A 22223-nucleotide genomic window follows, 5' to 3' on the forward strand; every position below is an offset into this window, starting at 1 on the left:
TGCTTGCCGGTCACGACCCATGGCTGCTGCCTGATCGCACCGAACGCGAGGATCGCCGCCTCGCCCGGGTTGAGGATCGGCGTGCCGGTGTCGACGCCGAAGACGCCGACGTTGGTGATGGTGATGGTTCCGCCGGTGAGGTCTTCGAGCGCGGTCTTCCCCTCGCGCGCGGTCGCGGTCAGCTGCCCGAGTGCCACCGCCAGATCGCGCAGCGGGAGCCGCTCGGCCGCCTTGATGTTCGGCACGACCAGCCCGCGCGGCGTCGCGGCGGCGATGCCGAGGTTCACCGAGCCGTGGATGACGATCTCCTGCGCGGCCTCGTCCCAGGAGGCGTTGACCTCCGGATGCTTGGCCACGCCGACCAGCAGTGCCTTCGCGACCAGTAGCAGCGGCGAGACCTTGACACCCTCGTACTCGGGCAGTTCCTTCAGCCGCGCGACGAGCTTCACGGTGCGCGTAACGTCAAGCGTCAGGAACTCGGTGACGTGCGGAGCAGTGAATGCGGAGGCGACCATCGCCGCCGCAGTGGCCTTACGCACACCCTTGACCGGTACGCGCCGCGTCTCGCCCACAGGTGTGACGAGCATGCCCGTGCCGAGCTTGGGAGTCGTAACGCGTGCGGCGGCACGCTCGACCTCCTCACGGGTGATCACGCCGTCTTCACGCTCGGGCGCGATCGTCGTGAGGTCCACGCCGAGGTCCTTGGCCAGCTTGCGGACCAGGGGCTTGGCAAGGACGTGGGTCGGCCGGTCGGTCACCGGCTCGGGCGCTGGCGCCGACACCGGTTGCGGCCGCTCGACGGCGATCGGGGCTGGGGCGGGTGCGGACACTCGCACAGGTGCTGCCGGTGCGGGAGTCGGCACGCTGCGCGACGGCATGCCCCTGCGCACCCGGCGCTTGGTGGAACTGTGCGCGACGCCGTAGCCGACGAGCACCGGTTCACGTTTGGCGGTTTGCCCGGACTGCACAGTGCTCGCGGGCTGTGCGGTCTGGGCGATCTGTGTCGCCATTTCGTCGCCCTGCACAGCCGGCGCGTCGGCGGTCTCGATCGCGATGATCGGCGTGCCGACGTCCACCGTGCTGCCTGCCTCGACCAGCAGGCCGCGCACCACGCCGGCGAACGGCGAGGGCAGCTCGACGGCGGCCTTGGCCGTCTCGATCTCGACCAGGGTCTGATTGACCTTCACCTCGTCGCCCACCGCGACGATCCACTGGAGGATCTCCGCCTCGGTCAGGCCCTCACCCACGTCGGGGAGCCGGAACTGCTTGATAGCCATGCTGCTCTCCCTCCGGTATCAGTAGGCGAAGGCGCGGTCGACGGCGTCGAGCACGCGGTCCAAGTCGGGCAGGTACGTCTCTTCGATCCGCGACGGCGGGTACGGCGTGTGAAAGCCGCCGACCCGGCCGACCGGGGCTTCGAGCCGGTAGAAGCAGCGCTCGGTGATCTGAGCGGCCAGTTCCGCGCCGAGCCCGAAGAAGACCGGCGCCTCGTGCACCACGACGAGCCGGCCAGTGCGCTCCACCGACGCGGCGACCGCGTTGACGTCGAGCGGCGAGATGGTGCGCAGGTCGATCACCTCGATCGAGCGGCCCTCGTCCTCGGCGGCGAGCGCGGCGTCGAGGCAGGTGCGCACCATCGGGCCGTGCGCGGCCAGGGTCAGGTCCGTTCCGGAGCGCACGACGACGGCCTGGTCGAGCCGGTACGCGGGACCGGCCGACTCGTCGAGTTCGGCCTTGTCCCAGTAGCGGCGCTTGGGCTCGAAGAAGAGGACCGGATCATCGGACTCGATGGCCTGCTGGATCATCCAGTAGCCGTCCACCGGGTTCGAGCAGGCGACGATGCGCAGGCCGGCGATGTGCGCGTACACCGCCTCGGGCGACTCCGAGTGGTGCTCGACCGCGCCGATGCCGCCGCCGAAGGGCACCCGGATGACCATCGGCATCCGCACCTTGCCGAGCGAGCGGGCGCGCAGCTTGGCGACCTGCGTGGTGATCTGGTCGAAGGCCGGGGACATGAACCCGTCGAACTGGATCTCGCACACCGGCCGGTAACCGCGCAGGGCCAAGCCGAGCGCCGTGCCGAGGATGCCGGACTCGGCCAGCGGGCTGTCGATGACCCGGGCCTCGCCGAAGTCCTTCTGGAGGCCGTCGGTGACCCGGAATACCCCGCCGAGCTTTCCGATGTCCTCGCCCATCAGCACCACCTTGGAGTCACGCTCCATGGCCCGGCGCAGTCCCTTGTTCAGGGCCTTGGCGAGGGTGACGGTGTTCGACAGGGGCGCAGCGTTCGACTGGGGAGCAGCGTTCGATTGGGGCGCAGCGTTCGCGGTGCCCGTCGCCGGGGAGGTCATCGGGCCGCCTCCTCGTCGCCGAAGCTGTCGAGGTACGAGGCGAGCCACGCGCGTTCCGCGTCGATCTGCTGGTGCGGCTCGGCGTAGGCGTGGTCGAACATGCTCAGCGGCTGCGGATCGGGCAGCGCCAGGCAGCCGGCCCGGATCTGCGCGGCCAGAGCGTCCGCCTCGGCGTCGATCCCGGCGAAGAACTCGTCGTCGGCCAGTCCCTCGCGGACCAGGTGGGCGCGCAGCCGGGCGATCGGGTCGCGGGCGCGCCAGAGTTCGACCTCGTCGTTGCCGCGGTAACGTGTCGGGTCGTCGGACGTCGTGTGCGCACCCATGCGGTACGTGTACGCCTCGATCAGCATGGGGCCTTCGCCACTGCGAGCGCGGTCCAGCGCGGCCCGGGTGACTGCCAGACAGGCGAAGACGTCGTTGCCGTCGACGCGCACGCCGGGGAAGCCGAAGCCGGAGGCGCGGCGGTAGAGCGGAACCCGGCTCTGCCGCTCGGTGGGCTCTGAGATGGCCCACTGGTTGTTCTGGCAGAAGAAGACGACCGGGGCGTTGTAGGACGCGGCGAAGACGAAGGCCTCGTTGACGTCGCCCTGCGAGGAGGCCCCGTCGCCGAAGTAGGCGATCACCGCCTCGTCCGAGCCGTCCCGCTGGATGCCCATCGCGTAGCCCACCGCGTGCAGCGTCTGTGAGCCGATCACGATGGTGTAGAGCATGAAGTTCTTCTCGTGCGGATCCCAGCCGCCGTTGTTGACGCCGCGGAACATGCCGAGCAGGTTGATCGGCGGCACGCCCCTGACCCACGCGACGCCGTGCTCGCGGTACGTCGGGAAAGCGAAGTCGCCCGGCCGCATCGCCCGGCCGGAGCCGACCTGCGCGGCCTCCTGGCCGAGCAGCGAGGCCCACAGGCCCAGCTCGCCCTGACGTTGCAGCGCGGTGCCCTCGGCATCCACCCGGCGCACCAGGACCAGGTCGCGGTACAGGGACCGGGCCTCGTCGGGCGTCACTTCGAGCGGATAGTCCGGATGGGGGATGCGCTCACCTTCGGGGGTGAGCAGCTGAATGAGCTGGAGCTCGGCCGAGGTTTCGGGCGCGAGCGCGCCCTGTTCGAGCGCCGGCGGCTGCGCCTGCGCGGACCGGCGGGGACGCGCCGGGGTCCGTGTCGTCACGTTCTTCACTCCTCATCGTCGGCGAGGACCACGGAGGTCTTCCGCGGTGGCGTCCTCATGGCGACCGGCTGCGGCGCCGTCTGCCCGGACTGCCGTCCGCGGCCTTCGACGTCACCGGTCGCTCCGTTCCCGGGATCGCCGGGACGGGTTGGATCGTTGCCGGGTCGCAGCGCCGCCGCCTCGGGTGGTGGTCGGCGGGCGCGGCGATGTGGGCCAGGTTACCGATCGGTTGCTTCCATCGAACAGTGCCTACCGAATGAATAGGCGTCTTAAAACTTGTCCGGTGCCTTACCTGTTTACGTATCGTCCGATTGCCTTAAGTAACGGCCTGAGTACGCGCGCATGATGTGTTACGCGAAGCGCGCGGCGACCGCCACAGCCAGGTCGTTCGCCTCAGGCTCGCCGATGGTGACACGCGCGCCTTCCCCGGCGAACGGCCGCACGGTGACTCCGGACTCCTCACAGGCCGCGGCGAACTTGACGGTGCGCTCGCCGAGCCGCAACCAGTAGAAGTTCGCCTCGGTGTGCTCGACCTCGACGCCATGGGAACGTAGCGCGGCGAGCACCCGGGCGCGCTCGGCGACCAAGGCCTCGACCCGCTCCCCGAGCGCCGCCTGCGACCGCAGTGACGCGACGGCGGCGGCCTGGGCAACCAGGTTCACGCCGAACGGCACGGCGCACGAACGCAGCGCCGCAGCAACCGGAGGGTGCGCGACCGCGAACCCTACGCGCAGGCCGGCGAGCCCGTACGCCTTGGAGAAGGTGCGCAGGACGCAGACGTTCGGCCGGTCCCGGTACAGGTCGATACCGTCGGCGACCTCGGGATCGCGGTTGAACTCGCGGTAGGCCTCGTCGATCACCACCAGGACGCCGGCGGGCACCCTGTCCAGAAAACGTTCCAGTTCGGCGCGGTGCACCACGGTGCCGGTCGGGTTGTTCGGCGTGCACACGAAGACCAGCCGGGTGCGGTCGGTTATCGCGTCGGCCATCGCGTCGAGGTCGTGCTTTTCGTCGCGCAACGGCACCTGAACCGAGGTCGCCCCGGCGATCTGAGTGAGGATCGGATAGGCCTCGAAGGACCGCCAGGCGTACACGACCTCGTCACCCGGTCCGGCGGTGATCTGTAGGAGTTGCTGCGAAACGCCGACCGATCCGGTACCCACCGCCAGGTGCTCGACCGGCACGCCGTAGTGCGCGGCGAGCGCTTCGAGCAGCTCGACCGAGCCGAAGTCCGGGTAGCGGTTCATCGAGCCGGCCGCGGCGAACGCGGCCTCCAGAACGCCGGGCAGCGGCGGATAGGGGTTCTCGTTCGAGGCGAGCTTGAACGTCTTCCCCTCACCGGGCTCCGGCGCCTTGCCCGCCTTGTAGGTCGGGAGTGTGGCGATCGCGTCACGCAGCTTGGGCCCAGTCACCATTGCCTGCCCTCTCTGACAGCGCTGTTCTAACAGCACTGTCCTCTTCAACAGCGCTGTCTTCTGTCTTTGACACCCCTGCCATTGACATCGCGGTGTGCCTTCTCGAAGTCAACCGAGCCTCAGCGTACGACTCGGACGTCTCGAACGTCACAGGCGCGTCCACAGACCGCCTACTAGCCGCAGATGCGAACAGTTTGCAATAGTGGTTTTCATGACGCCGACGATCACTCTCGCCCGAGCTCGCAGCGCACTGCGCCCAGGCGAGTGGTACCGGCTGTCCGGAATGGCGGGATTCATCCTGCTGCTGCACGTGGTCGGCTGGGGGATCGTCGCGTCCATCGCGTCGAGCCACTATCGGCTCGGCAGTACCGCGTTCGGCGTCGGCACCGGGCTGACCGCCTACACGCTGGGCATGCGCCACGCCTTCGACGCCGATCACATAGCCGCGATCGACAACACCACGCGCAAGCTGATGTCCCAGGCGGAAATGTCAGAGGCGCAAATGCCGCAGAGCAAGCGACCGCTGTCGGTCGGCTTCTGGTTCTCGCTTGGCCACTCCAGCGTCGTGTTCGGGCTCTCCCTCCTGCTCGCGATGGGCGTCAAGGCGCTGGTCGGCCCGGTCAAGGACGGCAACGCGCCGCTGCACCACTACGCCGGGCTGATCGGCACGACCGTCTCCGGCGGCTTCCTGTACGTGATCGCCGCGGTCAACGCGGTCATCTTCTGGGGCATCCTCAAGGTCTTCCGGGCCATGCGCCGGGGCGAGTTCGACGAGACCGCGCTTGAGGAGCACCTGAACAACCGCGGCCTGCTCAACCGGATCCTCGGGCGGGTGATGCGGGCGATCCGCAAGCCGTGGCAGATGTACCCGGTCGGCCTGCTGTTCGGCCTCGGCTTCGACACCGCCACCGAGGTCGCCTTCCTGGTGCTGGCCTCGTCCACGGCGCTGGCCGGGCTGCCGTGGTACGCGATCCTGTCGCTGCCGGTGCTGTTCGCCGCCGGGATGAGCCTGCTGGACACGATCGACGGCTCGTTCATGAACTTCGCCTACGGCTGGGCCTTCGCCAACCCGGTGCGCAAGGTGTACTACAACCTGACGATCACTGGACTGTCCGTGGCCGTCGCACTGATCGTGGGCACCGTCGAGCTGCTCGGCCTGCTGGCCCAGCAGCTCAACTTCACCGGGGCGTTCTGGACCTGGATCGCCGGGCTGAACCTGAACACGGTCGGCTTCGTCATCGTCGGGCTCTTCGTCGCCACGTGGGTCGTGGCACTGGCCGTCTGGCGGTTCGGCCGGATCGAGGAACGCTGGCGGACGGAGAGCTAGTCAGAAGGCGGCCCAGAAGACAGTCGGACTGCTAGACCGCGCCGGTCGACTGCTTGCTCACCAGCAGCAGTTCAGCTGCGGCGCTCAGGGTGTCCACGGCCGAGGGCGACCAGCGCAGGTCCGGGCTACGCATCATCGGCGCGAGCTGAGGCAGAGTCACGATGGTGACGCCGCGCATGGTGCGTGGCGTGCCCTTCAGCTGTTCGGCGCCCACAGCGATCACGGGGTGGATCGTGACGATGCCGACCTCCTCGTCGTGCGCGGACGCTTCGGTCAGCGCCTCGGCGAGCGCCCGAGCCCGCTTGGCCATCGCCTCGAACAACGACTCCTGATCGGCGTGGCCGACGTACAGCGAGGTGCCCAGCATCTTGATGCCGCCCCACTGCTTCGTGTCGATCAGGAAGGCGCCGCGCGGGGACAGCACCAGGTGTTCGACCTCGAACGGGTCGGCCGTCGCCCTGAACATCCGGTCGTGCAGCACAGTCGCCCGGCCGCGGATCTCGACCGCATGCAGCTCCTTACCGGTCGCCGACTCTGCGGAGGCGCGCGCCTTGACCTTGACGAGCGAATCGGGCCGGCGGAACAACACGTCCAGCACGGCGGCCGTGGCCAGCACGAAAAGGACCAGCCCGAATACCGGGAAGTGCGTCGAGACGCCGGCAAGGATCGCGACGGCGCCGAGCGTCGGCCCCCACCAGAGGGCTGACAGCCCGGCGGCACGGCGGCGCGCCGCGAGAAATGCGCCATAGCGCTGCGTATACGCGGCTTGCAGGCTCTGGCCCGCTCGTGGCGGACCCTCCTGACGTGCCGCCCGACCGAGTGCGGCCATCGGCATCCTCCTCAAGAACACCGCAGTCTCCGGCGGCTCCCCGCGCACCGTTGCGCCCCGCGCCGAAACCCTGCACAGCACGGTAGCGCCCGATGGCGACACGCGTCAGGGATACCGGAATCCCATTCTCGGCCACTACCCTCACATCTCATGGTTGACGTGTCCGAATCGGTGGCCGCGGTGGGCGACGTGCACGGCTGCGTGGACCCGCTGCGCAAGGCGCTGTACCGCGCCGGTTACATCGACGAGCGGGAGCGCTGGATCGGCGAGGACTCCAGGCTGTGGTTCCTGGGCGACCTGACCGACCGGGGCCCGGACGGCGTCGGAGTGCTCGATCTGGTGATGTCGTTGCAGGTCCAGGCGGCCGACCAGGGCGGTGAGGTGGGCTGCCTGCTCGGCAACCACGAGGCGATGCTGCTGGCCGCGCACCTGCCCGAAGGGCGCAAGCTGCGCATACTTCACCACGACGACGATGACGACGTGCACGCCCTGTTCCGCGAGCGCTGGATCGGCAACGGCGGCCGCAGCGCCGACTCGGACCGGCTGACGGACGATCATCTACAGTGGATCGCCGCTCTGCCCGCCATGGCCCGCGTCGGCGAGCACCTGCTCGTGCACGCGGACACGGTCGGGTACCTCGAATACGGCGAGTCGGTCGAGGCGGTCAACGCCGGCATCGCGGAGCTGCTTCGCGCCCCGGTGGACGTCGAGGAGATCGACCGCCTCACCCACCTGATGACCAAGCGCTTCGCCTTCGCCTCGGACGAGGGAACGGCGGCCCGCGAGTTCCTGCGCGTCTTCGGCGGCAGGCAGATGGTGCACGGCCACTCCCCGATCCCGCTGCTGCTCGGCATCGAGCCGCAGAACGTGACCGGTCCGCTGGTGTACGCCGGGGGCTACGCGGTCAACCTGGACACCGGTGTGTTCCTCGGCGGCCCGTGCCTGGTCTGCGCGCTGCCCTCGGTACCCAACGAAGCGCCCTGACGGGACCACCCCAGTCGAGTTCGAAAGGCCATATCACGCAGTCTGGGGCTCCGTCGGCTGCGGCTCGACCGCCGGAGCGAGACCGAGCCGGATCGGGTCCCAGATCCGCTCGCAGAGGGCGCGGTAGAGCCGCTGCCGCTCGGTGATGGACGTGATGCCGAAGGTGTGCGGGTACGCCCGGAAGTAGTCGGCCAGGCCGTGCCGCAGCATGAACCGCCGGAAGGACGGGTTGCGCTCGTAGCACAGCGGGTGCAGCGAGCGCGCCAGCAGGTTCTGCGCGCGGTAGTGCTCGGCCTTGAGCGAGTACGGGTCGTCGCGGAATGCCGCGTTGATCTCCTTGGGCAGCAGCAGCAACGCGCCGAATCGGTTGCGCACCACCCGGAAGCGCTCGGGCGTGCCGACCTCCTCGGCGTACGGGCCGAAGTGGTCGGCCCAGATGTGCTCGATCTCGTACGGGCGCCCCGTCGGGCCGAAGCCCAGGTAGTCGGCGATCAGGTCGGGCTGGCCGCACTGGGTCTCCACCCACGCGGTCATCCGGGACAGCAGGTAGCGCACCTGCTTGCGGTTGTCCGAGCGCAGGCCGAAGGTCTCCAGCCCGGCGAAGCCGTGTTCGAGCCCGGACACCTCGGCGGACAGCAGGGTGCGCACCGCGTCGAGGCTCTGCGCCGCGCGCAGCGGCTCGATCAGCGCGCCGACCTGCCGGGCCAGGTCGCCGGACTGCAACGCGGCGTAGTTGGCCATCCGGCGGGCCAGCAGCAGATCGCAGAACGCGGCGACCAGGCGGGCCTTCTCCCGGAAGACGGTGTCCGAGTCGGTCGGGCCGATCGCCGCCATGATCAGGGTGAGCTGGAACGAGGTGAACCCGTTGGCCGCGTTGTAGAACAGCGGCTCAAGGCCCTTGGCCGGCGCGGCGCAGGCCTCGACCAGCGCGCGGTAGCGGTCCGCCAGGGGCCTGATGGTCTCGCGGATGAACACGCGGTAGTCGCGCGGCCGCACCAGCCCGACCGCCTCGGTGTTCTGCCGCACCCACTCGTGGAAGGCGGTGGAGATGCGCTCGGCGGTGGCCGCGTCGGCCGGCGCGTAGCGGGCGGCCAGCACGGTCTTGATGAAGTCGCCGGGCGCCTGGTCGTCGGTGACCGCGAGCTGCGACATCGTGCGCCGCCAGATCGCGTTCAGCGCGCTGTGGTCCTTGTCCGCGCGGGAGAGCAGGAAGGACTTGAGCAGGTCGAGCGGGGTGAGCCGGGCGCCCCGGTCGTTCATCGACTCGAAGATCTCCCAGCCGTGGTCGCGGTCCCGCGCGGTGATCTCGACCAGGAACACCCGCTCAAGCAGCCAGTCCACGAAGAACGGCAGCGCCTCGCCGCGCAGTTCGGCCGGGAAGTCCTCGACCAGTTCCCGGTAGCGCTGGCAGATGGTGCGCACCGCGATCGGGGTCAGCTCGGTGACCGGGAAGTCGCGCCCGGCGCGCAGCGCGCGCAACGCGGGCTCGCGCTCGTCCACGTGCACGGTGAAGGTGGGCACGCCGTACTGGACCGTGCAGATCATGTTGTCCAGCACGGCGGCCCCGGCGTGGTCCTCCTGATCCGTCAGCCGGTGGCGCAGGTGGATGAGCAGCAGGAGCAGCGTGGTGAACCGCTGCTGGCCGTCGACGAGGTAGGAGACACCCGGGGAGGGATAGGTGACGAAGGGGCCGAGGAAGTAAGGGCGGTACCCGGCCACGTCCTCGCGATCGTGGTCCGGCCGCCACTGTTCGAGGAAGCGCTCGGACAGGTCGTGCAACAGATCGCCGACATGCGTCCGCGTCCAGTCGTACTCCCGCTGGTAATGTTCGAGCCCGTACCGCCGGCCGGTGAACAGCTCCCTGACGGTGTGACCGCGGCCGTCGATGCGCTCCTGTGTGTTCTTGGTCAAAATTGCGCCGTCCCCGATGTTGCGAGACGCGGATCGCGGCTTGCCCGGTGTGCGCCTTCGAGCGCTGTCTTCACGTCAGTGCGCCTCTTGCCCGCCCTGTCTTCCGGAACATGCCCAGGTCAGCGTAGCGGAAAACCCAACGTGGGATTACGAATCAGTGAAGCGATCAAGGCGGTCCACCCTGTCTGGTGCGCCGCGCCGAGCCCCTTTCCGCTGTCACCGTGGAAGTACTCGAAGAACCACGGCCGGTCCCGCCATCGCGGGTCGGACTGCAAGATGGCTGATTCGAGTGTCGCACCGTCGTCCTGCGCGCCGCCGCCCGACACGCCGAGCACCGGCCGCCGGCCGTCCGGGCCGAGCCGGAACAGGCCGATCAGCCGCTGCCGCAGCTCCTCGGCGAAACCGGCCCGGTCCACCGGCGGCACGCCGTCGACCGGGTGCGCGCTGACGGCCAGCGCCGGGCCGACCCGGCACACGGCCTCGAACACGAGGTAGTTGAGCGGCATCCAGACCGGGCCGCGCCAGTTGGAGTTGCCGCCGAACAGCCCGGAGCGCGACTCGCCGGGCTCGTAGTCCACGCTCGCGGTGTACCCGCCGAGATCCACCGAGAACGGGTGCTCAAGGTGGTAGCGGGAGAGCGAGCGCAGCCCGTGCGCAGAGAGGAACTCCGCCGGGTCGCGCAGCCGGTTCAGGATCCGGGCCGCCTGCACGTCGTCGGCCACCGAGAACACCATTCCGCCCGCGGCGTGCGGCCGGGTCATCGCACGGGCGTACTCGGGCCGACGGGAGGTGAACTCCTCCAGGTGCGCGGTGAAGCCGGGCAGCCGCTTGAGCGTGTCGGCGTCCACGGCGACGGCGGCGAGCAGCGGGATCGCGCCGACCATGGAACGCACTCGGATCACCACCGGGTCGGCGCCGTCGCGGCGCAGCCGGTCGTAGTAGAAGCCGTCCTGCTCGTCCCAGAGCCCGCAGTCGTTGATCGCCACCGCGATGTAGGCGTAGTGCTCGGCGAACTTGCAGGCCATGTCCTCATAGACCGGCTCCGCCGTGGCCAGTTCGAGGGAGAGCTCCAGCATGCACAGGCAGTAGAAGGCCATCCAGCCGGTGCCGTCGGACTGTTCGAGCACGCCGTCGACCGGCGGCTTCGAGCGGTCGAACACCCCGATGTTGTCCAGGCCGAGGAATCCGCCCTCGAAGATGTTGTCCTCGCCCTGGTCCTTGCGGTTGACCCAGAAGGTGAAGTTCAGCAGCAGCTTGTGGAAGCAGGCCTTGAGGAACTCGCGGTCGCCGCCCGCCGCCCGGTGCACCCGCAGCGCGGCCCAGGCCAGCACGGGAGGGTTGACGTCGTCGAAGTTCCACTCGTAGGCCGGGACCTGGCCGTTCGGGTGCTGATAGCGCTGGGAGAGGAAGGTGAGCAGCTGCCGCTTCGCGCTGCCCGGGTCGATCTCGGCCAGCGCGGCGCAGTGGAAGGCCAGATCCCACGCGGCGAACCACGGGTACTCCCACGGATCGGGCATCAGCAGCACGTCACGCGCCCAGAAGTGCTGCCAGCCGGCGTTCCGGTCGTGCGCCCGGTGGTCGGGTGGCAGCGGCTGCGCCGGATCGCCGTGCAGCCAGCGGTGCACGTCGTAGTGATAGAACTGCTTCGACCAGATCAGGCCGCTGTAGGCCTGGCGCATGATTCGCGCGTCGTCCGCGCTCAGACCGGGCGGCGTGCAGGCGGCGTAGAACGTGTCGGCGTCACGTTCGCGGTCGGCCAGCACCCGCGCGTGATCCGCTGCTTGCGCACCGGACGCGGTGTTGCCGGAAGCAGCGTTATTGGAAGCGGCGTTGTCGGAACCAGTGAGCCAGAGGTCGATCTCGCGGCGCTCGCCGGGAGCGAGTTCGAGTACGTAGTGCAGCGCGCCTTTGGTACCGGTCGCCGACGGGTTCACCGTCGACGCGCCGTGCACGACGTGGTCACCGATGCCGTCCTTCGGGTACTGCGTGCGGTTCTGCGCGCCGAACAGCAGCTTCGCGTTGGTCTCGTTGTCGCACAGCAGCGCGGGCGGAGTCTGGCCCGAGGCGTCGGACAGCGAGACGGCCCCGGTGTGCGGATGCGTCGCGGTCAGCCGCCCCGGTTCGCCGCGGATGAGCAGCGCGTCGGTGTCAACCGTGTCCTCGATGTCGGGCGCACGGCCCCAGGACCACATGTCGCGGAACCACAGGTGCGGCAGGACGTGCAGCCGCGCGGCCTCAGGTCCGACGTTCTCGACCGTGATGCGCAGCGCGTATGCCTCGGGAGCAGCCTTGGCGTAATCGGCGGTGATGACGAAGTAACGGTCCCCGGCGAAGATCCCGGTGTCGATGAGTTCGTACTCGGGGTCGCCCTTTCCGCGCGCCGCGTTCTGCTCACGCAGTTGCGTGTACGGGAACTCGGCCTGCGGGTAGTGGTAGCGCCAGCGCAGCCATGACGCGGTCGGCGTGGCGTCCTCGTACCACCAGTAGTCCTTGACGTCCTCACCGTGGTTGCCCTCGGCGTTGGTCAGGCCGAAGGCGCGTTCCTTGAGGATCGGGTCGCGCTCGTTCCAGAAGGCCAGGGCGAAACACCAGTCCTGGTTGAGGTTGCACAGCCCGGCCAGGCCGTCCTCGCTCCAGCGATAGGCGCGGGAGCGCGCGTGCTCGAACGGGAAGTAGTCCCAGGCGTCGCCGTCCGCGCTGTAGTCCTCCCGGACCGTGCCCCACGCGCGCTCCGACAGGTACGGCCCCCACTCGTGCCAGGGCTCCGCACCGTCGTCCGCGGCCTTCAGCCGCCGCCGCTCGGTGTCGTCGTAGCTCTCCGAAGCGGGGTTGTTGTCATCCTCATCCTGATGCACCTGACCAGTCTTACCCGACCGAGGCCGCCGCCGCGCTACCCCGCTCCTCGATTCGGCGAAGTTCGTGCGTGATGCGCATGGAACAGAAGTGCGGGCCACACATCGAGCAGAAGTGCGCCTGCTTGGCCTGGGCGGCGGGCAGCGTCTCGTCGTGGAAGGAGCGGGCCGTGGCCGGGTCGAGCGCCAGGTTGAACTGGTCCTCCCAGCGGAATTCGAACCGGGCATCGGAGAGCGCGTCGTCCCAGGCCTGCGCGCCGGGGTGGCCCTTGGCCAGGTCGGCGGCGTGCGCGGCGATCTTGTAGGCGATCATGCCCTGCTTGACGTCCTCCAGGTCCGGCAGGCCCAGGTGCTCCTTCGGGGTGACATAGCAGAGCATCGCAGTGCCGTACCAGCCGATCATCGCAGCGCCGATGGCGGAGGTGATGTGGTCGTATCCGGGGGCGATGTCGGTGGTCAGCGGGCCGAGGGTGTAGAAGGGCGCGTCGTCGCACAGCGCCTTCTGCAACTCGACGTTCTCGCGGATCTTGTGCATGGGGACGTGTCCGGGGCCTTCGATCATCACCTGGACGTCGCGCTCACGGGCGATCCGGCCGAGTTCGCCGAGCGTGCGCAGTTCGGCGAGTTGCGCCTCGTCGTTGGCGTCGTGGATCGAGCCGGGGCGCAGGCCGTCGCCGAGGGAGTACGTCACGTCGTACGCGTGCAGGATGTCGGTCAGCTCGGCGAAGTGGTCGTACAGGAAGTTCTCCCGGCCGTGCGCGATCATCCAGGCCGCCAGGATCGAGCCGCCGCGCGAGACGATGCCGGTCTTGCGGCGAGCGGTCAGCGGCACGTAGTCGCGCCGCACGCCCGCGTGCACGGTCATGTAGTCGACGCCCTGTTCGCACTGCTCGACCACGGTGTCCCGGTACGCCTCCCAGGACAGTTCCTCGGCCTTGCCGCCGACCTTCTCCAGCGCCTGGTAGATCGGCACGGTGCCGATCGGGACCGGGGAGTTGCGCAGGATCCACTCGCGGGTCTGGTGGATGTCCCGGCCGGTCGAGAGGTCCATCACCGTGTCGGCGCCCCAGCGGGTCGCCCACACCATCTTCTCCACCTCCTGCTCGATCGAGGAGGTGACCGCGGAGTTGCCGATGTTGGCGTTGACCTTCACCAGGAAGGCCTCGCCGATGACCATCGGCTCGGTCTCCGGGTGGTTGACGTTGGCCGGGATCACCGCGCGCCCGGCGGCGACCTCGTCGCGCACCTTCTCGGCCGGCACGCCCTCGCGTAGTGCGATGAACTCCATCTCGGCGGTGATCTCGCCGCGGCGCGCGTACGACAGCTGCGTGCCAATACCGCCGCCACCGTTGGAGCCGCGCGCGGCGATCCACGGCTGCCGGAGCTTGGGCAGCCCGACGTGCACATCGGTCGTGAGTGCCGGGTCGGTATAAGGACCGGAGGTGTCGTACAGCACGACACTGTTACCGTCCGAAAGGACGATCTCACGCATCGGCACGCGCAGTTCCCCGCGCACCCCAGACGTAGATGTGCCAGACGTGGATGTGCCTGTGGATGAGCCGACGCTCAGATAAGTCTTGCGAATTTCGGACATGGAAGTCCCACGCTCCCTACGCCGGCATTACCCGGACAGGTTCATGCGGTCGGCGACGACGGCCTGCCATCACGGCCCTCGGCCAGTCGCCCTCTCAGCCCGGTCGGTCCCGAGCTCCCGCGGTCTTCAGTTTTCCGGGCTCACCCTAGCGCGACCGCGCGCCGGTGCAAGTGCGTGCACCGGCGCGATGACGCGCCTCACCCCGTGTGGCGGCCCGGTCGAACAGGATCAGAAGCCGCGCTTGTTGCGGATCTGCCGGCGCTTGTTGGCAGGCAGCGAGTTCATGAACCGGCGGTAGCCGTACCACAGGACGCCCGCCGCCCCGGCGACGAGCGCGACGAAGAACAGCGAGCTGAACACCGCGGTGACCAGCGCGATCACGATCTTGGCTGCGATCACCACGCCGGCGACCGCGAGAACAGCCTTGAGCCAGAATGGCATCTGCCTTCCCAACCCCTTCAGGAGCGCTACGACGCCGCGCGTTACGGCGTCTGCCAGGAGAACGACCGGGCCCTCGCCCCCGTTCCCCAATCCACGATATATCGCGTTCGCCCCGGGCGCCAGGCCTGTCGCCAGGCCAGGCGGCACACCTGCTCGGGCAACGGCTCAAGTACACACGCAGGACAGTGCCCGCCGGGACCTAGCGCACCCCGGCGGGCTGCTCGCGGTCGGTCGCCAAATCGCACATCCGTGCCAGGGACGCACGAACCGACACTTGTTGATACTGCCTGGTATTTCCGTGTCGCACTGAAACCATTGATAAAGCTGATGCCACCGATGTCTATTGACACCTGTTGATGCTGTAGGCAACCGACTAACACTGTTGAGACAGCGCGGCCGGTTGGCACTGCCGTGATGTACGCCGGCTGTCGCCGGCTGCGATCAGGCCTTCTTGGCGCGCGTTGCCGTGCGCTTCGAAGCAGCCTTCTTCGCGGGCCTCTTGGCGGCGGGTGCCTTCTTCGCGGTCTTCCGGGCCGGACGCGTCGGCGCGGCGGGAGTCTCCTCCTGCGCCTCGACCGAAGCGGTGACGGTGGTGAACGCGCTGCGGCACTTCTCCAGCAGCTTGCGCAGCGACTGCTGGTCCGCCTTGCTGAGCTGCCCGTTGAGCAGCTCCTCAACCTCGAGGATCTTCTTGTCGGCGCGGCCGAGCAATCTCTTGCCCGCCGCGGTGATCGTCGTCTCCATCGCGCGGCCCTGACCCGGGACGGTGCGCCGCTCGATGAGACCCTTGACGGTCAGGTTTCCCAAAACCGTCGTCATGGTCTGCGGAGTCACTAGGCACCGGCGGGCGAGTTCGGCCCCGCTGATACCCGGCGTGTCAGCAATCACCAACAGCGCCGAGTACTGCGGGACAGTCAGGCCCATCGGGCGCAGTGCCGCGTCTTTCGCTCCGGAGAGCTCTTGCTCAAGGCTCTTGACCATGTGGCCGAGCCGGTCATCCACTGCTGTCATGGCGTCGATCATATCCTGTGTCGCACAAAATGCCCGTTTTTGTGGCGGGCTCTGACGCGGATGGGTGATACACAACGCTCTGCGAGCGCCACCCGTACCCTTCTACAACAGCTTGCCACACCTTCTTGGCTGAAGCGTGCCACTTGCGGCAACATGCGGCCATGAAGAATTACGTGATCAAGATCCTCATCAACGGCGTCGGGGTCTACGTGGCCTCAATCCTCGCCAAACCGCACATCGAGTTCACCGGTCACGGGATCGGCCTGGTAGGGACGGTGCTGCTGGTCGCGCTCATCTTCGGCCTGCTCAACACCTTCCTGCGCCCGATCGTCAAGCTCTTCAGCATGGGCCTGCTGATCGTCACCCTCGGCCTGTTCACCTTCGTCATCAACGCTCTCATGCTGTGGCTGACCTCGAAGATCTCCGAGCACTTCTCGGTGGCCTTCCACGTCGAGAACTTCCTGTTCGCGATCATCGGGGCGGTGATCGCGACCGCGACGTCGCTCATCCTGCACGCGCTGCTGCCGGACGACAAGAAGAAGTAGAAGTAGTAGAACGCAGAGCAGCGGCCGCAGTTCAACGGCCGCGCACACGATCGTGACCGAAGAACAAGGCCAGTGAACAACCACACGGACATCCGTACCGGTACGGACCGCGGCCCCGGCAGTGAACGGGACCGCGGCCCGTACCGCATCTGCTTCGTCTGTACCGGGAACATCTGCCGCTCGCCGATGGCCGAGTGGGTCATGCACGCACGCGTCGCCGCGGCCGGACTGTCCGGCGCGGTCGCCGTCGACAGCGCCGGGACGGGCGACTGGCACGTGGGCGAAGGCGCCGACCCGCGCACCGTACGCGTGCTGGCACAGCACGGCTATCCGTCACGGCACGTCGCCCGGCAGTTCGAGCCCGCAGACCTCGGCCGCCGGGATCTGGTGGTGGCCATGGACTCCGGGCATCTGCGGACCCTGCGCCGCTGGACCGGCTCCCCGGCATCGGCCGCGGAACATCCGGCCGAGTTGCGCCTGCTGCGCGAGTTCGACCCGGGCGCCGGGCCGGACCGGCTGGACGTGCCCGATCCGTACTACGGTTCTCTGGCAGGCTTCGAAGAATGCCTGGCGATGGTGGAGGGCGCGATGCCGGGTCTGCTGTCGCACATTGGGAAGGCGCTGGAGACGAGGGCAGGGTGATCGGCGACCAGGTGGCCGCGCTGCTGGAGGCCGCCGTGGCCGGGGTGACGGCGCTGGGCACCGGCGCGGGGGGCGCGGGGACATACCGGGTCGCGCTGCTCGGCGGGGGCAACGTGTTCGTCAAAGCGACCGGCGGGCAGGATCCCAGCTTCCTGGCCTCCGAGGCCAACGCACTGCGCTGGCTGCGCGAGGCCGAGGGCGTACGGGTGCCGGAAGTGCTCGGGATCAGCGACTCGCTGCTGGTGACCACCTGGATCGCGCCGGGACGGGCAACCCGCGACGGCGCCGAGGAATTCGGCCGCCAGCTGGCCACCCTGCACGCACGCGGCGCGCAGTCCTTCGGCGCCGACTGGCCGGGCTACATCGGCTCACTGCCGCTCGACAACAACGAGGAAGAGGAATGGCCCGGCTTCTACGCCGGGCGCAGAGTACTGCCTTACCTGCGTGCGGCGGCGGACCGGGGCGCGGTGGACGCCGACGGGGTGGCCGTGATCGAGCGGGTCTGTGCGCGCATCGAGGACCTGGCCGGACCGCCGGAGCTGCCCGCCCGGATCCACGGCGACCTCTGGGCCGGCAACATCCACTGGGACACCCGCGGCCGCGCCTGGCTGATCGACCCCGCGGCGCACGGCGGCCACCGGGAGACCGACCTGGCGATGATGGCCCTGTTCGAACCACCCCATCTCGACACGATTGTGGCCGCGTACGACGAGGTGCACCCGCTCGACGAGAACTGGCGCGAGCGGACAAGCCTGCACCAGCTGCATCCGCTGCTCGTGCACGCCGTGCTCTTCGGCGCCTCATACGGCGCGCAGGCGGTCGCCGCGGCCAGGCAGTACCTGTAGCGCTGACAGAGTGGTACCTGTAGGGGCGCAGATAACGCCCCGGCGCTCTATGTGACAGTCCTGTCCCAGGAGAGCAAAAGGTCGGCGTGGAACGTATCAGGCGCGCGTACACCCGTACTACAGTTACCGACCGAACGTCGGGGTAAAGGGGGCGCCGACATCGACCTCACGGGCACATTGATTTCACGGGCATCCGATGGAGCGTGACGAGCGGTGAGCTTGAGCTATTGCAGCTCCTGCGGTGAGCCGATCGAAGGTCGGTTCTGCCGAATGTGCGGTACGCCCGCCGCGGCAGTACCCGCTGAAGCCATCGCAACGGCCAGCTTTCAATCGAGCACAGTCCAGTCGAGCACAGTCCAATCGGGCACCGTTCAATCGAACGCAGCCCAGGCAGCCCCGACCCAGCAGCTGCCTTTCCAGGCGCCGCCCACGCATCGCCCCTCTCACACCCAGCCGCCGGAGTCCGGCTTCGAGTCGCTGTTCCGTCCGCCGGACGGGCAAGTCAACGAGCACAGCCGCACTCAGCTGATCGCGCCGGTCGAAGCCGACTACCGGATGCCCCCGCCGTCGGGCCCGATGGACGGCACGCGGACCGTTGACGCGTTCAGCGCCGCGCCGACGCAGTACGTGCGCCCTCAACCGGGTAACGGATACCCACCCGGAGCAGGATCCGACGATGCTCAGGACTGGGACGACGATGAACCGAGCGGCATCCGCAAGCCGGTGGTGTGGGGAACCCTGGGAGCCGTTGCCGCTGCCACGGCGGTGATCCTCGGCCTGCTTTACATCGGCAGCCACAACAACGGCAGCGGCCCAGCCAACGGCGCCGCGACGAACTCGCCGACCGCGACAGTCTCCACTACCTCGACGGTCGGCAGCGTCGACCTGGCGCCGGGTTCGGCAAGCCCGTCCGCGTCCGCCAGCGCGTCGGCATCGCCGAGCGCCTCTGCGGGTGGTACGTCGCTGCCGCTGAGCGTCGGCTCGACCGGGCCGTACGTTCATTACGTGCAGACGCGCCTGCGTGCGCTCGGCTACTACGGCGGCGGCATCACCGGTCAGTACGACCAGGCGACCGCCCAGGCCGTGGCGTCCTTCCAGGCCAGAGCCGGGGTGACCGCCGACCCGTCCGGGACCGTGGGCAAGCCCACGCTCACCGCCCTGATCGCGGCCGGGTCGCAGCCCGACCTGAAGTTCGGCCAGCGCTCGGGCGATGTCAGGCGGCTACAGGAGGCGCTGAACACGGCGGAGAACGCCGGGCTCACGATCAGCGGGCACTACGACGCCGCGACGTTCGCCGCCGTACGCCGCTACCAGGAGCAGGTGGGAGTCGCCGCGACCGGTTCGACGAACCAGCAGACCTGGACCGCGTTGCAGTCCGGCAGAGTCGTCTGACGGCTTGCCGCCGACGCCGGACCGCGCTCGCCGTACCGCCGATGCCTTATCGCAGCCCGGCCGCGGTCAGCAGCCGGTCGCGTTCCTGTCGGCTGATCGCGGTCCAACGCACCGAGCGGATCGCGCCTTCCAGGGCGAGCAGGGTGTGCACGCACTCCTCGCCCGGGGTCTGGTCCGCTATCAGCTGCCAGGCCCGCAACGCGCCGAGCGCTTTGAGCTGTTCGAGAGTGTCCACGCCGACGGAGCCGAGCCGTTCCGAGAGCACCGGCCCGATGTTCACCGCCCGATCCATCGGCGTGCCCCGGGTCGATCCGCCCACCGTCATCGCCGCCGCCCTTCGTTCCTTCGTGCACATCAGCGCCGCTACACACACGCCACACTGCACACGAGCCTGGCTCAGCAGCGCCGCCTCGGCCACCCGGTTCGGCCTTATGACTGACATTCATCGCTTAATTCGAATTGTGTACGATGAGCAGCCCACCGAGACTGAGGGACATGGCCTGGGTACTCGTCGTTCTCGCCGGTCTGCTGGAGACCGGGTTCGCGGTCTGCCTCAAGCAGAGCGACGGCTTGTCCAAGCCCTGGCCGACGCTCGGCTTCTCGCTGTTCGCGATCGGCTCGTTCGCGCTGCTGACCCTGGCGCTGCGGCGGCTGGAGATCGGCCCGGCGTACGCGGTGTGGACCGGGATCGGGGCGGCCGGAACAGTCGTCTTCGGAATGTTGTTCCTGGGCGAAGGCGCCTCCGCGGCGAAGCTCGTGTCCGTTTCCCTGATCGTGGCGGGCGTGGTCGGGCTCAACCTCTTCGGCGCGGTGCACTGAACCGCCGATGCACCGAACCACAGTGCGACCGATATCTTTACCGCGTACGGACCAGCAAGGAGGGCCCCATGGACGTCTCCGCGACGTCTGACACGGAAGACAAGCCCTTCAGCACGGCGCCGCCCACGGGGGAACAGGCAGCGCCGTCGTTGGAGGACACCGTTTCCTCGGCCGAGTCCGCGCTCGCCGAGGCGCAGATCGCCCTGGAGGCCGCACGGCTCGACCTCGACCGCCTGACCAGGCTGCACCATCACCACCTCGGGCCGCTCTACGACCGGCTCGACGAACTCGACCTGCTCATCGCCGAGGCGAAGGCCGTGGTGTCCGGCGATCCCGAACAGGCCCGCCGCGCGTACGAACTGAGGTACGGATCGGCGGGCGCGCCCGTGTTCGATCCGCTGACCGATCCGCTGCCGCCGGAGCCCGAACCGGCGCCGCTGATCGATCCGGAGTACGCCAGCACGCTGCGGTTCATCGACTCCGCCGAGCCCGCCGAGGACCAGTCCAAGACGGCCGATCCGGCCAAGACGCTGCAACGGCTCTACCGGGACCTCGCGCGGCGCGCGCACCCCGACTTCACGCAGGATCCGCGGGAGAAGGAGCGGCGCAACGCGTTCATAACCCGGGTCAATGACGCGTACCGGCGCGCCGACCTGTACGACTTGCAGCGGCTGGCCGAGGAGTGGACGGTGATCAGCGCCAACGGGCCGGAGGCGGGCACCGAGGAGCGACAGTTGTGGCTGCGTCAGCGGCTGATCTGGCTGCGCGCCCGGACCGCCGAGGCGCGGGTCGAGCGGGACACGCTGCTGTCCAGCCCGCTCGGCCAAGTGCTCGCCGAGTTCGGCGCGGAACGGGCGCTCGACGCGCTGTCCGCCCGGCTCTTCGAGCAGATCCAGTACAAGGAAGACGAATTGCGCGCGATGTACGCGACCGAGACCGTCGTTCCGGTCCAGCACCAAACCCCGATCGAGTACACGGCCCAGCAGCAGATATCGGATCAGTTCCACGTACCGGAACAGAAGCAGGTCGCGCAGGAGCCGTATCCGGTGTGGGCCCTGCCCGAGCCGGAGAAGCCGGATCTGGGCTACCTAAGCTAGGCGGCTAGGGCGCACTGGCCCCGGCATTCGTACAACTGGCACGCGTACGGCGTCAGCGGGCCAGGCCGGTGGCCAGCGCCCTGCCGACGACGCGGTCCAGCAGGTAGGGCTGGATGTCGCCGCTGGAGCTCTTGATCTCGACGACCTCGTCCTCGATCCCGGGGCCGAAGCGCGCGGTCAGCTGCGGGGCGATCATCGCGGTCGGGTCGGAGTGCGCCACCACGTTGAACCAGCGCCGGACGGCGGCGGGCCAGTGTCCCTGCTCGTTGCGGGGCGCGGGTTCGAGCCGGCCGAAGATCTGCTCGGGCCCGCACAGCGCGGCGCCGAGCGAGACGAGGGTGACGCTTGCCCCGTCACCGAGCGCGCACAGCGCCTCGTACGCGATCAACCCGCCGAGTCCGTGGCCGATCACGACCCGGGTGCCCGGCAGGATCGCGCCCTGGGTCCGGTCGCGGGCCTCGTGACGCAGCTTCAGATCGGTCAGGTACCGACTGAGCGCGCGGGCCTCGGTCTCGGCAAGATCCGGCGGGCCGCGGAAGTAGGCGCCGCCGCCGAGCGCCGCGGACAGTTCGGCCGGTTCCTCCGCGCCGTGCACTATGCCACCGATTGAGCCATCGATCGGGCCATTCACCAACAGGCCCCCGCGTCGATCGGCCCCCGCGTCGAACCTGTCGATCCGGACGGCCTCGGTCCACCACGCGCGCAACAGTTCCGTGGTGAGCTCGTCAGCGGCGCCGTCCGCGGCGTCTGCGGACTCGGCGGGCCGGGCGAACAGATCGGCGAAGTCCAGCACGTTGACGTCTCCCGCACGCGGAACCGGCCCGCGCATGGTGCGCACCGAAGAGGACAACGCCGCGACGACACGTTGCACCGGATCGGTCCGACGCACCCCCGAATCAGCCGTACGCGGGCCCGGACCGCCGGGACCCGGAACGACGACCACGAGCGCCACTGTCAACCCCCTCGTACGTCGATCCGTGCTCGTCTCTGCCGCAGCGTGCGACC

The 22223-nt window shown here is 69.0% G+C and carries 19 protein-coding genes and 1 pseudogene; 8 read left to right on the forward strand and 12 right to left on the reverse strand.

All coding sequences use genetic code 11. The features are described 5' to 3' along the window. The 4 genes from VGS97_RS15910 to hisC all read right to left on the reverse strand — a co-directional run. Nucleotides 1–1277: dihydrolipoamide acetyltransferase family protein (locus VGS97_RS15910; RefSeq protein ID WP_326854302.1), on the reverse strand; the 1277-nt coding region annotated here is incomplete at its 3' end. A gap of 18 nt (nucleotides 1278–1295) precedes the next feature. Then, nucleotides 1296–2351, reverse strand: coding sequence for an alpha-ketoacid dehydrogenase subunit beta (locus tag VGS97_RS15915; protein ID WP_326854303.1), 1056 nt, complete (start codon nucleotides 2349–2351; stop codon nucleotides 1296–1298). Continuing rightward, nucleotides 2348–3514 carry a pyruvate dehydrogenase (acetyl-transferring) E1 component subunit alpha gene (gene pdhA, locus VGS97_RS15920; RefSeq protein ID WP_326854304.1) on the reverse strand — a complete coding sequence of 389 codons (1167 nt, stop codon included), beginning with the start codon at nucleotides 3512–3514 and terminating at the stop codon, nucleotides 2348–2350. The genes VGS97_RS15915 and pdhA overlap by 4 nt, the downstream gene beginning before the upstream one ends. Before the next feature lie 350 nt (nucleotides 3515–3864). Next, nucleotides 3865–4929 carry a histidinol-phosphate transaminase gene (gene hisC / locus VGS97_RS15925; RefSeq protein ID WP_326854305.1) on the reverse strand — a complete coding sequence of 355 codons (1065 nt, stop codon included), beginning with the start codon at nucleotides 4927–4929 and terminating at the stop codon, nucleotides 3865–3867. A gap of 211 nt (nucleotides 4930–5140) precedes the next feature. Between hisC and VGS97_RS15930 the strand changes: the two genes are divergently transcribed. Further along, nucleotides 5141–6256 carry a HoxN/HupN/NixA family nickel/cobalt transporter gene (locus VGS97_RS15930; protein ID WP_326854306.1) on the forward strand — a complete coding sequence of 372 codons (1116 nt, stop codon included), beginning with the start codon at nucleotides 5141–5143 and terminating at the stop codon, nucleotides 6254–6256. A gap of 31 nt (nucleotides 6257–6287) precedes the next feature. On the opposite strand, the gene VGS97_RS15935 is transcribed toward VGS97_RS15930, so the two are convergent. Further along, a complete protein-coding gene (locus VGS97_RS15935; protein WP_326854307.1) occupies nucleotides 6288–7085 on the reverse strand; it encodes a nuclease-related domain-containing protein in 798 nt (265 codons plus the stop codon). A gap of 150 nt (nucleotides 7086–7235) precedes the next feature. On the opposite strand from VGS97_RS15935, the gene VGS97_RS15940 reads away from it, so the two are divergent. Then, nucleotides 7236–8069, forward strand: a complete 834-nt coding sequence (locus VGS97_RS15940) for a metallophosphoesterase family protein (RefSeq protein WP_326854308.1) — start codon at nucleotides 7236–7238, stop codon at nucleotides 8067–8069. A gap of 33 nt (nucleotides 8070–8102) precedes the next feature. On the opposite strand, the gene VGS97_RS15945 is transcribed toward VGS97_RS15940, so the two are convergent. The 5 genes and pseudogenes from VGS97_RS15945 to VGS97_RS15965 all read right to left on the reverse strand — a co-directional run bounded on the left by VGS97_RS15945 (nucleotide 8103) and on the right by VGS97_RS15965 (nucleotide 15878). Beyond that, nucleotides 8103–9980, reverse strand: a complete 1878-nt coding sequence (locus VGS97_RS15945) for a DUF262 domain-containing protein (RefSeq protein ID WP_326854309.1) — start codon at nucleotides 9978–9980, stop codon at nucleotides 8103–8105. A gap of 119 nt (nucleotides 9981–10099) precedes the next feature. Then, complete coding sequence (locus VGS97_RS15950) at nucleotides 10100–12835, reverse strand: MGH1-like glycoside hydrolase domain-containing protein (protein WP_326854310.1); 2736 nt, start codon at nucleotides 12833–12835, stop codon at nucleotides 10100–10102. Nucleotides 12836–12860: 25 nt separating this feature from the next. Next, nucleotides 12861–14426: pseudogene (gene thiC / locus VGS97_RS15955) on the reverse strand (phosphomethylpyrimidine synthase ThiC); the annotation flags it as partial. A 228-nt stretch (nucleotides 14427–14654) separates the two neighbouring features. After that, entirely contained in the window at nucleotides 14655–14867 is a 213-nt protein-coding gene (locus VGS97_RS15960) for a hypothetical protein (RefSeq protein WP_326854312.1), read from the reverse strand. A 441-nt stretch (nucleotides 14868–15308) separates the two neighbouring features. Beyond that, nucleotides 15309–15878, reverse strand: a complete 570-nt coding sequence (locus tag VGS97_RS15965) for a MarR family winged helix-turn-helix transcriptional regulator (RefSeq protein WP_326854313.1) — start codon at nucleotides 15876–15878, stop codon at nucleotides 15309–15311. Between the two features lie 161 nt (nucleotides 15879–16039). Between VGS97_RS15965 and VGS97_RS15970 the strand changes: the two genes are divergently transcribed. The 4 genes from VGS97_RS15970 to VGS97_RS15985 all read left to right on the forward strand — a co-directional run bounded on the left by VGS97_RS15970 (nucleotide 16040) and on the right by VGS97_RS15985 (nucleotide 19302). Continuing rightward, nucleotides 16040–16423, forward strand: coding sequence for a phage holin family protein (locus VGS97_RS15970; protein ID WP_326854314.1), 384 nt, complete (start codon nucleotides 16040–16042; stop codon nucleotides 16421–16423). 186 nt (nucleotides 16424–16609) lie between these two features. Continuing rightward, nucleotides 16610–17065: a low molecular weight protein-tyrosine-phosphatase gene (locus VGS97_RS15975; protein WP_414641730.1), complete on the forward strand. Its 456-nt coding sequence runs from the start codon at nucleotides 16610–16612 to the stop codon at nucleotides 17063–17065. Beyond that, nucleotides 17062–17910 (forward strand): fructosamine kinase family protein, encoded by an 849-nt coding sequence (locus tag VGS97_RS15980; protein WP_326854316.1) that lies wholly within the window; start codon nucleotides 17062–17064, stop codon nucleotides 17908–17910. The genes VGS97_RS15975 and VGS97_RS15980 overlap by 4 nt, the downstream gene beginning before the upstream one ends. Before the next feature lie 555 nt (nucleotides 17911–18465). Further along, nucleotides 18466–19302 (forward strand): peptidoglycan-binding protein, encoded by an 837-nt coding sequence (locus VGS97_RS15985; protein ID WP_326854317.1) that lies wholly within the window; start codon nucleotides 18466–18468, stop codon nucleotides 19300–19302. Nucleotides 19303–19348: 46 nt separating this feature from the next. On the opposite strand, the gene VGS97_RS15990 is transcribed toward VGS97_RS15985, so the two are convergent. Then, entirely contained in the window at nucleotides 19349–19627 is a 279-nt protein-coding gene (locus tag VGS97_RS15990; protein WP_326854318.1) for a TfoX/Sxy family DNA transformation protein, read from the reverse strand. Nucleotides 19628–19797: 170 nt separating this feature from the next. On the opposite strand from VGS97_RS15990, the gene VGS97_RS15995 reads away from it, so the two are divergent. Beyond that, nucleotides 19798–20121, forward strand: a complete 324-nt coding sequence (locus VGS97_RS15995) for a multidrug efflux SMR transporter (RefSeq protein ID WP_326854319.1) — start codon at nucleotides 19798–19800, stop codon at nucleotides 20119–20121. Nucleotides 20122–20189: 68 nt separating this feature from the next. Then, nucleotides 20190–21218 (forward strand): hypothetical protein, encoded by a 1029-nt coding sequence (locus tag VGS97_RS16000; protein WP_326854320.1) that lies wholly within the window; start codon nucleotides 20190–20192, stop codon nucleotides 21216–21218. 52 nt (nucleotides 21219–21270) lie between these two features. On the opposite strand, the gene VGS97_RS16005 is transcribed toward VGS97_RS16000, so the two are convergent. Beyond that, nucleotides 21271–22107 (reverse strand): hypothetical protein, encoded by an 837-nt coding sequence (locus VGS97_RS16005; protein ID WP_326854321.1) that lies wholly within the window; start codon nucleotides 22105–22107, stop codon nucleotides 21271–21273. Between the last annotated feature and the right edge of the window lie 116 nt (nucleotides 22108–22223).

It is taken from the genome of Actinocrinis sp. (assembly GCF_035946395.1).
Lineage (GTDB): Bacteria > Actinomycetota > Actinomycetes > Streptomycetales > Catenulisporaceae > Actinocrinis.

Coding starts and splice junctions, on each gene's coding strand:
- VGS97_RS15960 (WP_326854312.1), bottom strand. CDS start 14,867: ATGCCATTCTGGCTCAAGGCTGTTCTCGCGGTCGCCGGCGTGGTGATC.
- hisC (WP_326854305.1), bottom strand. CDS start 4,929: ATGGTGACTGGGCCCAAGCTGCGTGACGCGATCGCCACACTCCCGACC.
- VGS97_RS16000 (WP_326854320.1), top strand. CDS start 20,190: ATGGACGTCTCCGCGACGTCTGACACGGAAGACAAGCCCTTCAGCACG.
- VGS97_RS15970 (WP_326854314.1), top strand. CDS start 16,040: ATGAAGAATTACGTGATCAAGATCCTCATCAACGGCGTCGGGGTCTAC.
- VGS97_RS15990 (WP_326854318.1), bottom strand. CDS start 19,627: ATGACGGTGGGCGGATCGACCCGGGGCACGCCGATGGATCGGGCGGTG.
- VGS97_RS15940 (WP_326854308.1), top strand. CDS start 7,236: ATGGTTGACGTGTCCGAATCGGTGGCCGCGGTGGGCGACGTGCACGGC.
- VGS97_RS15975 (WP_414641730.1), top strand. CDS start 16,610: ATGGCCGAGTGGGTCATGCACGCACGCGTCGCCGCGGCCGGACTGTCC.
- VGS97_RS15915 (WP_326854303.1), bottom strand. CDS start 2,351: ATGACCTCCCCGGCGACGGGCACCGCGAACGCTGCGCCCCAATCGAAC.
- VGS97_RS15935 (WP_326854307.1), bottom strand. CDS start 7,085: ATGGCCGCACTCGGTCGGGCGGCACGTCAGGAGGGTCCGCCACGAGCG.
- VGS97_RS15930 (WP_326854306.1), top strand. CDS start 5,141: ATGACGCCGACGATCACTCTCGCCCGAGCTCGCAGCGCACTGCGCCCA.
- VGS97_RS15965 (WP_326854313.1), bottom strand. CDS start 15,878: ATGACAGCAGTGGATGACCGGCTCGGCCACATGGTCAAGAGCCTTGAG.
- VGS97_RS15995 (WP_326854319.1), top strand. CDS start 19,798: ATGGCCTGGGTACTCGTCGTTCTCGCCGGTCTGCTGGAGACCGGGTTC.
- VGS97_RS15985 (WP_326854317.1), top strand. CDS start 18,466: ATGCCCCCGCCGTCGGGCCCGATGGACGGCACGCGGACCGTTGACGCG.